Annotated in this window: 5 protein-coding genes; 2 read left to right on the top strand and 3 right to left on the bottom strand. The window is 63.8% G+C overall.

Features of this window, described 5'->3' with window-relative positions:
* Positions 1 to 608: TIGR00266 family protein (locus WBV42_RS19490; protein WP_423987512.1), on the top strand; the 608-nt coding region annotated here is incomplete at its 5' end.
* A gap of 54 nt (positions 609 to 662) precedes the next feature.
* Positions 663 to 1,493, top strand: coding sequence for a cytochrome c oxidase subunit 3 (locus WBV42_RS19485; protein ID WP_423987511.1), 831 nt, complete (start codon positions 663 to 665; stop codon positions 1,491 to 1,493).
* 5 nt (positions 1,494 to 1,498) lie between these two features.
* On the opposite strand, the gene WBV42_RS19480 is transcribed toward WBV42_RS19485, so the two are convergent.
* The 3 genes from WBV42_RS19480 to WBV42_RS19470 all read right to left on the bottom strand — a co-directional run.
* Positions 1,499 to 1,921, bottom strand: a complete 423-nt coding sequence (locus WBV42_RS19480) for a VOC family protein (RefSeq protein WP_423987510.1) — start codon at positions 1,919 to 1,921, stop codon at positions 1,499 to 1,501.
* A 93-nt stretch (positions 1,922 to 2,014) separates the two neighbouring features.
* Complete coding sequence (locus tag WBV42_RS19475; protein WP_423987509.1) at positions 2,015 to 2,572, bottom strand: hypothetical protein; 558 nt, start codon at positions 2,570 to 2,572, stop codon at positions 2,015 to 2,017.
* Positions 2,569 to 3,096: DUF6789 family protein (locus WBV42_RS19470; RefSeq protein ID WP_423987508.1), on the bottom strand; the 528-nt coding region annotated here is incomplete at its 5' end. The genes WBV42_RS19470 and WBV42_RS19475, both read right to left, overlap by 4 nt.

Here is a 3,096-nt window from a genome sequence, read left to right as displayed (position 1 = left end):
AGCACATCGAGGCGAAGACGGGTGCGATGGTGAGTCGGAGCGAGAGCATGAAGGCGGACGCCCAAATCGCGGGCGGTGACGGCATCTCGGGCATGCTCTCCCGGGCCATCAGCGACGAGCGGGAGATGGTCTCGAACACGTTCACGGCGTCGGTCGACGGTGCACACGTCACGCTCGCGCCCGATATGCCGGGCGACATCGTCCCGATCGATCTCCGGGAAACCGGGCGCATCAAGGCCCAATCGGGCGCACCGGTCGCGTGGACTCCCGAGGTCGAACACGAAACCGCGGTCAACGAGGCTGGGAACTTCTTCTCGTCGGGCGAACTGACCGTCCTCGCCCTGAAGGGCGACGGCATCGCCTTCCTCTCCTCGTACGGATCGCTGTACGAGGTCGATATCACCGACGACGATCCGCTCGTCGTGGACGAGGATCACCTCATCGCGTGGACGGACGGGTTGAACCTCACGCGCAAGACGGACGGCGGCATCAAATCCTCGATCCTCGGCGGCGAGGGGCGCGTGACCTACTTCTCCGGCGAGGGGACGGCGTGGCTCCAGACCCGCGACCCGCTCGTGTTCATGCAGTCGATGTCGAACGGGAACTGACCGATCCCGATTGCCGTCGAATTTTTGTCACTCCGCGGTGTGTCTCTACCGGTTATGTCCGAGTCAGTGGCACACGGCGAGTCGTCGGGGACCGACGGTTCGGCGCATCACGAGGGGAGTCGATGGCCCATCATCGGTGCGATCGGGGCGGGGACGATGTATCTCGGCGCGGCGCTCACGATACTCGGTCACGTCACGGACGTGTTCCCCGAACTCGCCGGTTGGGTGATCGCTATCGGGGGGTTGGCCGTGCTCGTCGTCGGACTCGGTGGGTGGCTCAATCAGGCCTACGTACAAGACTACTGGCAGGGGCACGTGAGCAAGACGAAGTACACCTACGAGGCGACGATGGTGACGTTTTTGCTGACCGACATCGCGACGTTCGGCGCGGTGTTCACCTACTATTTCTTCATCCGGGTAAAACCGTGGCCGCCGACGGAACTCCCCGACGTGTTGAGTTCGTTGTTGCTCGTCAACACGGCCGCCCTCGTTCTGAGCAGTTTCACGCTCCACTTCTCGCATATCGCGTTGGGGAAGGGGAAACGAAAGCGGTTTCTGACCCTCCTCGGCGTTACCGTCCTCCTCGGTGCGGGCTTCGTCGCCGGACAGGCCTACGAGTATTACGACTTCATCTCCCACGAGGGATTCACGCTGACCTCCGGGCTGTTCGGGAGCGCGTTCTTCGGGCTGACCGGCCTGCACGGCCTGCACGTCACGCTCGGCGTGATTCTGTTGTGTGTCGTCTTCGCGCGAGCGATACGTGGCCAGTACGGCCCCGACAGGGATTCCTCGGTCAGCACCGTCTCGATGTACTGGCACTTCGTGGACGCCGTCTGGATTTTGCTCGTCGTCGTGCTGTACTTCGGGTCGAGCATCTCCGGATGAGAGGGCTACGCCGTCCCCCTCGGTTCGACGAACAGGAGTTCGTTTCCCTCCGGGTCGAGCGCGATGACCTCGACGCCGTACTCCCGTTCCTGCGGTTCGGAGACGAACTCGACGCCTCGCTCACGCAGGTCGTCGTACGTCGCGTGACAGTCGTCCACCGCCAACCCTATCATCGGGTTGTGCCCGACGAGATGCGAGAACCTGTCGGCGTCCTTCCCGCCGAACCACGCCGGAGAACGGAGGACGACGTGCACACCGTCCCGCCCGGCGGGGGCGACGGTGAGCCATCTGTCCTCGCCCATCTCGCTGTCCTCTTTCTTCTCGAAGCCGAGCGTTTCGGTGTAGAAGTCGAGCGCTTCCTCCTGATCCTCGACGATCAGCGCGAAGTGGGTGATCCGCGAGACGTGGCCGGTCGGTTGCTGTGGCATGGTTTCCCCCCGCAGAGATGACGACGGCAAACACGATATACGCGACCCCACGCTGTACGCATATGCGACCCCACGCTGTACACGAGTCGACTTCTATCCCGTGTTCTCCCCGCTCTCTTCGCGTTCGAGCAATCTTCGGTAGAGCGGCGGTGTGAGGATGCCGCCGATACCGAGCAGGATGGACACGATGCCGAGCGGGAAGAGCAGCGGGTCCACGCCGAGACACGGGTTGGCGGAGGAGATGGTCACGTAGTGGGTTTCACCTCCCGCGGTGACGAGTACCCCCCTCCGGAACGCGGCGCGATGGACGAACCGGCCACGAACGTCACCGGTACTCCGTGGGTTGTCGAGTGCGTACTCGAACGCCCGGCGTTCGGCGGGAGCGAGTTCATCGACGCTGAACTGCTGGAACGGACCGCGTTGGGTCGCCGCCGTCAACTGGTTCGTCTCGTCGGGCGAATAGACGTCGATGGTCGCGTGCCCACACAGGTCGAAATGCGTCTGGACGACGGCGTAGCCGCCGAGGACGCCGCCCGCGATTCCGATGGCGATGAGGAGCGTTCCGAGGAACGGCGCGCCGTAGGTCAACAGCGCATCTCGCACCGATTGCTCCTCCGTGACGGATTCGGGTTGTCGGTCGTTCGTGCTCATTCGGTCACCTGCCAGCGTTCCGTGAGGTATTCGAACGTGGCGGACAGGCCGAACCCGTAGAACCAGTGGGCGATGAGGACGAAGATCACGTACGCGAGCAGATGGAGTCCGGTCTGTCCGGTGTAGAACGCCAAGGCGAACCCGACGGCGATCACCGTCGCGAACGCCAACCCGGTGATGATACGGGGCTCTCCCGGCAGGTACTCGGCCAGCACGGCGAACAGGAGCGCCCACGTCGTCATGCCACCGATGAGGAAGAGGAAGTAGCCGACGACCACGCTCTGCTGGCCGATGAAGCCGGCGAGGTTGACGAACGACGAGAGGCTGAACACGTTCAAAATCGTCGCCGTGAACAACACGCCGGACATGAGGACCGTCCCGACGAGACCCCCGATTGCGGCCGCCACGACGACTCGTGGAAACGAGACACCGAGCGATCTGACGCCCTGAAAGACGTTCGGACTCCCCTCACTCGGGACGTCCGTGGCGGCCGCTCGGGTCGTCTCCGGTTCGGTCGGTTCGAT

This window comes from Haladaptatus sp. (genome assembly GCF_049589095.1).
Lineage (GTDB): Archaea > Halobacteriota > Halobacteria > Halobacteriales > Haladaptataceae > Haladaptatus.
This window is presented reverse-complemented; position numbering and strand designations above follow the sequence as displayed.